Source organism: Bradyrhizobium sp. (assembly GCF_049691595.1).
GTDB lineage: Bacteria > Pseudomonadota > Alphaproteobacteria > Rhizobiales > Xanthobacteraceae > Bradyrhizobium.
Genome location: NZ_JBAVNZ010000453.1, coordinates 1 through 5,103, shown reverse-complemented (window position 1 = coordinate 5,103; position 5,103 = coordinate 1). Strand labels below are relative to the sequence as shown.

Sequence of the window (5,103 nt, the reverse complement as noted above, 5' to 3'; positions counted from 1 at the left end):
GCTGGAGATCGTCCGCGCGGTGCAACTGCTCTACGAACTCGACGAGGGCGAAATCGCGATCCCGATTTTGGCTGATATGGGCGAGAACGGCGATCCCGAGGCGTTGGCCGGGCTTGGCGAACTGACGTCACGCCATGGTGACGCGCGCGGAATGCTGCTGCTCGGCAAGGCCGCGCTCAACCGCGGGCTGCCGTTCGATGTCTACGCCTATCCGGTCACCGGGATTCCTTCGTTCAAGCCGATCGGGCCCGAGATCGAGCAAGGCATCGTCTACGCCATCGCCCGGCAGGAAAGCGCCTTCAATCCGGCGGTGGTGTCGCCGGCGCAGGCCTATGGGCTGATGCAGGTGACGCCGGAAGCGGCCCGCTATGTCTGCAAGCGCCACGGCGCCAGCTACGATCTCGCCCGGCTGAAGAGCGATTCGGTCTACAACGCGGCGCTCGGCGCGGCCGAGCTGGGCGGGCTGCTGGAGGATTACCGCGGCTCCTACATCATGACCTTCGCCGCCTACAATGCCGGCCGCGGCAGCGTCAAGAAATGGATCGACCGCTATGGCGATCCGCGCGATCCCAAGGTCGACGCCGTCGACTGGGTCGAACTGATCCCGTTCTCCGAGACGCGGAACTACGTGCAGCGGATCATGGAGAACCTGCAAGTCTATCGCGCGCGGTTCGGCGGCGGAACGCGGCTGCAGATCGAAGCCGACCTGCACCGCGGCGCCAGCATCGAATAGACCTTCGACGGCAATCCTGGATGCTGCCCGCTCAAGGGCGGTGCGAGGGAACTCCGGCTTGCGCCGCAAATCCTGCCCGATAGCTCACCGCATTGACGAAACAGCGATCGAGACAAAGAAAAAACCCCGGCAGTTTCCTGCCGGGGTTCTTGTTTGGGTCGTTAGACCGATCTTACCAGTTGCGCTGAGCGCGGAGAAGCAGGCTCACCGTGTTCTGGTCCTTCAGCTCGTACGTTGCTGCCGGTTTGGCAACAGCCGCCAGCGGCGCCAGGGCCACAATCGCGCCAGTGTATTTCTGGTCGAACATGGTGTAGGTGACATCGGCCGAGAAGGTCAGGTTCTTGACCGGGGTCCAACGCGTGATCAGACCAATCTGCCCGATGTTGAAGTCGGGGTTGCAAGTAGAGCCCGCCGTCAGAAGCGGCGTAACCTGCGCACAGACAAGAGCACTACCCGCACCGGAGTACTTCAACTGGGCGTATGCACCGTAGATTGCGGTGTTCCAGTAGGGATCCCAGTTGTGGGTAAAGCCACCGCGGAAACCCCATGTCGTAACCGACGACTGGGAGGTGCCGGTGCCGAACACAGTATCAGCAACGCCAGCAAGGGCGAGGCTCTGGTATGCTCCTGGCAGGCCGGTGCCGCCATACATGGCGAACGTGGACGGAACCAGGCTCTGGAAGTTGTAGCGGGTCGCACCGTCCGTATACACGGCCTGCAAGTTGATGGTGTCGCCGGCACCGGTCGGGAGGTTCTTGATCGACAAGGCACCCTGCACAGCCCAGCCCCACTTGTCGTCCGGATGACCGTTGAGCTCATTCAGAGTAGTACCATAGTAGGAGGCGTGGTTGTCATGCGCCGCCACCGACAACTGGGCCAGACCCCAGGCCTGGTCAACGCGGACCTGACCGACGATGTCAGGAGCCCACGCACCGCCCAAGCCGTTCGAACCGTAAGCACCAGTCACGATGCCTGCTGCCGTTGCGCCTGCCGTGTTAAAGACGTTGCTCGTGTAGTAGGCGGCCTGATCCTGCGCCGAGATCGTGGCCGACACGCCATTGCCGAACTGCGCGGTATAGCTGAACTGGTTGACACCGGTGACAGTGCCACCGCCGCCGACCAGACCGTCGAAGTTGTTGCCCGGATAGTTGGTCCAGGGTGCGTCGAACTGCGAGATGGCCTTACCCATCGTGAAGCCGGCGAACTGGATGAACGCATAGTAGACGCCGAGCGTGCCGCCGGCGATGCCGTCAGTACTCGTGGTCCAGCTGAACGTCGCATCGAAGAAGGTGCGGAGCACGCCGTACTCGGTCGCGGTGCGCGTATCGATGTTCAGATCCTCGCGGGAGCGAGAGGTGTAGTAGTTGCTCAGGCGGTTGTGCGCACCAGCGACGCCGTTATAGGCGCCACCGAAGACGCTGTTGGTGCCCAACGCGGTTTCGACGCGCAGATAACCACCCAGCTTGATGCAGGTGTCGGTGCCCGGAATGTAGTAGAAACCGGCACCATACAGGGAGCAGATCCTCACGTACTCGACCGCTTTGGCCTTGACGGGAAGATCAGCTGCCTGAGCCCCACTCATGGCGAGCAGACCCGCCGCTGAGCCGAGAATTAGGCTCTTAACCATCTTCATGTTAAACCTCCAAGTTGCTCTGTAGGGAAGGTTCCGGATCCGCCGGGTGAAATACCCTAAGGTTGGTTCCCTTAATCCCCTGAAACCCGCTTAGCCGCTTCGCGCCTTCGGACACTCCCGCATGAACGCGAGGGACTTAAGCGAACCACCTAGAACGGGACGACCTCGGGATGCCCCCCTCCGTCGCAACATCACAATTACCGAAGGCACCTGCACACGCAACAAGGGAACCGATTTGAAGGGCCGGGCTGCGCCTGTTTTCCCGCGGGTGTTGCACAAATAACACGCGACCGTGATCCAACTTTCGCTGTAAGATATTGTGTCATAAAGATATTTTTTGATAGTTCCGCTTGCCCCGTAAATCGTCGCCGCTGACGCCGAGCCGCCGGGTTTTGCCCTGCAATACCGTCTTGCAGATCGAATCGGGCGATCGAGGCGATCGATTCCACGGCGAAACAATCGGCAACAAGGCTGTCACTTCGCAAGGCGACGATTGCCGGGGCACGCCATGTTCCTGGGCGCGTCGATCCGCGCCGCGAAGCGCCCATCGCGAGCCTTAACAAGAGTCCAGCAGTATAAGAGTCTCGCAGTCCGCCTCGCCGCCGTTTTCGATCAAAACGGCAGCGCCCCACGAAGAGCCTCGGCGCGACATCAATCTGCCGCTTGCGGCTCGCGCCCGCCTCGGGCATATCGGCCCTGCCGGAGACGTGGCCGAGTGGCTGAAGGCGGCGGTTTGCTAAACCGTTATAGGGTTGTAAAGCCCTATCGAGGGTTCGAATCCCTCCGTCTCCGCCAGCCGCCTTCTGGGCGAAAGGGCAATCCCCGGGCCATCGTCATTCCGGGGCGCGCCCTTTGGCGCGAGCTATGATGTGCAATTGCACATCATAGAATCCATAACCCCAAATGTCAGTTGGCAGAGGATGATCAGAGACAGCCGTGGTTATGGTTGCTCTGATGCGCAATTGCACATCATAGCTCGACGCGGAGCCTGTCATCGGGCCGCGCTTTGCGCGGACCCGTTGGCGTCGTCCCGGAATGACGAGGATGGTTCACGATTGTGCATCGATCAATTCCGTCCGCATGACCGATCATCTCGTTCTGCGACGGATGAGGCCGATCACCCAAACCGGCGCGAGGGCAATGGCGGCGCGGGATAGCGGCCGAGCTTCGAGTTCCAGTAGGCCCAGGAGCGGGAGTCGATAATCCCTGGGGGCGCATTGTCGAGGGCCTGTCGGAATTCAGCATCGGTTACATACCGCCGGATCGTGCGCATCTGTTCATGGGTGGCGCGCGCCATCGCGTAGGCCATGAAACGCACCGGATCGGCCAAGGCCTGTTCGGGCGGCTCGAACCAAACGAGGCTGCGGGCGATTTGCTCAGTCTCGGCGTTGAGCGGAATTGGCTTCATGGCTTTGTCCTGAAATCCTGCGCGAACGATCGGACAATATCTGCAATTCCCGGCAGCCGATCGAGATCGACCTCACGAGCTGCCCGCGCCAATCGATCCTGCACGTCACGTGACAGACGATGAAGATTGCCGTCACCGAAAACCGACAGGGCCTTGAGCGTGAGCTGAGGGTTGAATAACGGGCCATAGATCTCGCGCGCACAGACGAGCGCGGCTGGCAGATCGATCCGGCAATCATTCAGGAGAGCGTCGATATCGAGATAGTCTTTCGCTTCGGCGCGTTGCTGAACGACCGCCGCCTTGGTTCCCGCCAAGTCAAGCAGCGACGCGACATGAAGTCCATTATCGGGGGCGATAAGGGGCGCAGTCAGCCTGCCAGGCGCCGGCAGACCGAAGAACAAAATTTTGACCGGTCCGCCGCGATCAACGGATACCGAAAGCGTGTTCGGCTCCTGCTGAGTAATTATCGCGTCGGCGAGGAAGGGCAAGGTGGACGCAAGCCTGGCGGGCTCGAAAGCGCGATCGCCGAAGAAATCGAAGTCAACCGATGTGCGGTGTCCGAGATGCAGGGCAAGCGCCGTTCCGCCATATAGCACGAACTCCTTCGGCACTCCGACGAGTTCATCCCACAACCGGCGCTGCGGGGCGGGAAGTACGCTCAAGCGTGGCTGGAAGTGCGGGCCCATTTTCTACATCACCGAATCAAAATCCATCCTATCAGCCTATCTTAAAATATCAATAAAATCAATATGTTAAAGTGCCTTTTGGGCTTGCTCGGTGCTGGATTTGCGTGAAATCGAAATGACAACCGTACTGTCTATTGAGCAACTTTTCTCAGAGCGGGCCGCTTATGGTTGGGATCGCCTCGACCCCAGTTCGCCGCTTGCTACTCTCCGGGGCTAACTGATATCGGCTCGGTTGGCCCTTGACCGAACATGGTGCGATGGCGAAGGCATAGTGCTCATCTTCATCGAGCATGGCCCGCCACCCTTCGCCAGGAAACGCTTCTTGAGCGTAGCCGAATAATGGCGATCCATGCGAGGATCGCCTGGCAGCGCCTCCGAGGCAACCCAAACCATCGGGGAAGACGGCCGCATGAAAAAGGAAGAGCTCGAAGCAATTCTCGGCGACGGTAACGATGAACTCGATCTGGGGCCGATCGAGCAGCACCTCCACGCGCTCGCGACCGAACGGAAATTGCCTGTTCTGGCGCTCGGGCTTTGCACCATCCGGATCGAGGAATCCGCGCCCGCGCTGCGCGCCCTGCTCGAGCGGGCGGCCGACGGCGAGACCCTTTCCGACGACGAGGAACTGCTGCTCTTCAGGGGC

Annotated in this window: 5 protein-coding genes and 1 tRNA gene; 3 read left to right on the top strand and 3 right to left on the bottom strand. The window is 60.7% G+C overall.

The window, feature by feature from the left end:
* On the top strand, positions 1 to 733 hold a 733-nt coding region (locus tag WCE35_RS19160), incomplete at its 5' end, for a lytic transglycosylase domain-containing protein (protein WP_424594897.1).
* 172 nt (positions 734 to 905) lie between these two features.
* Here WCE35_RS19160 and WCE35_RS19155 read toward each other — a convergent pair.
* Positions 906 to 2,366, bottom strand: coding sequence for a porin (locus WCE35_RS19155; protein ID WP_424594896.1), 1,461 nt, complete (start codon positions 2,364 to 2,366; stop codon positions 906 to 908).
* A 701-nt stretch (positions 2,367 to 3,067) separates the two neighbouring features.
* Between WCE35_RS19155 and WCE35_RS19150 the strand changes: the two genes are divergently transcribed.
* Positions 3,068 to 3,161 (top strand) — tRNA-Ser (locus WCE35_RS19150).
* 322 nt (positions 3,162 to 3,483) lie between these two features.
* Here the strand turns inward: WCE35_RS19150 and WCE35_RS19145 are convergent.
* Positions 3,484 to 3,774, bottom strand: coding sequence for a hypothetical protein (locus WCE35_RS19145; RefSeq protein WP_424594895.1), 291 nt, complete (start codon positions 3,772 to 3,774; stop codon positions 3,484 to 3,486).
* Positions 3,771 to 4,460, bottom strand: coding sequence for a nucleotidyl transferase AbiEii/AbiGii toxin family protein (locus WCE35_RS19140; RefSeq protein WP_424594894.1), 690 nt, complete (start codon positions 4,458 to 4,460; stop codon positions 3,771 to 3,773). The genes WCE35_RS19145 and WCE35_RS19140 overlap by 4 nt, the downstream gene beginning before the upstream one ends.
* A gap of 409 nt (positions 4,461 to 4,869) precedes the next feature.
* Here WCE35_RS19140 and WCE35_RS19135 point away from each other — a divergent pair.
* A partial coding sequence (locus tag WCE35_RS19135; RefSeq protein ID WP_424594893.1) for a hypothetical protein occupies positions 4,870 to 5,103 on the top strand: 234 nt, incomplete at its 3' end.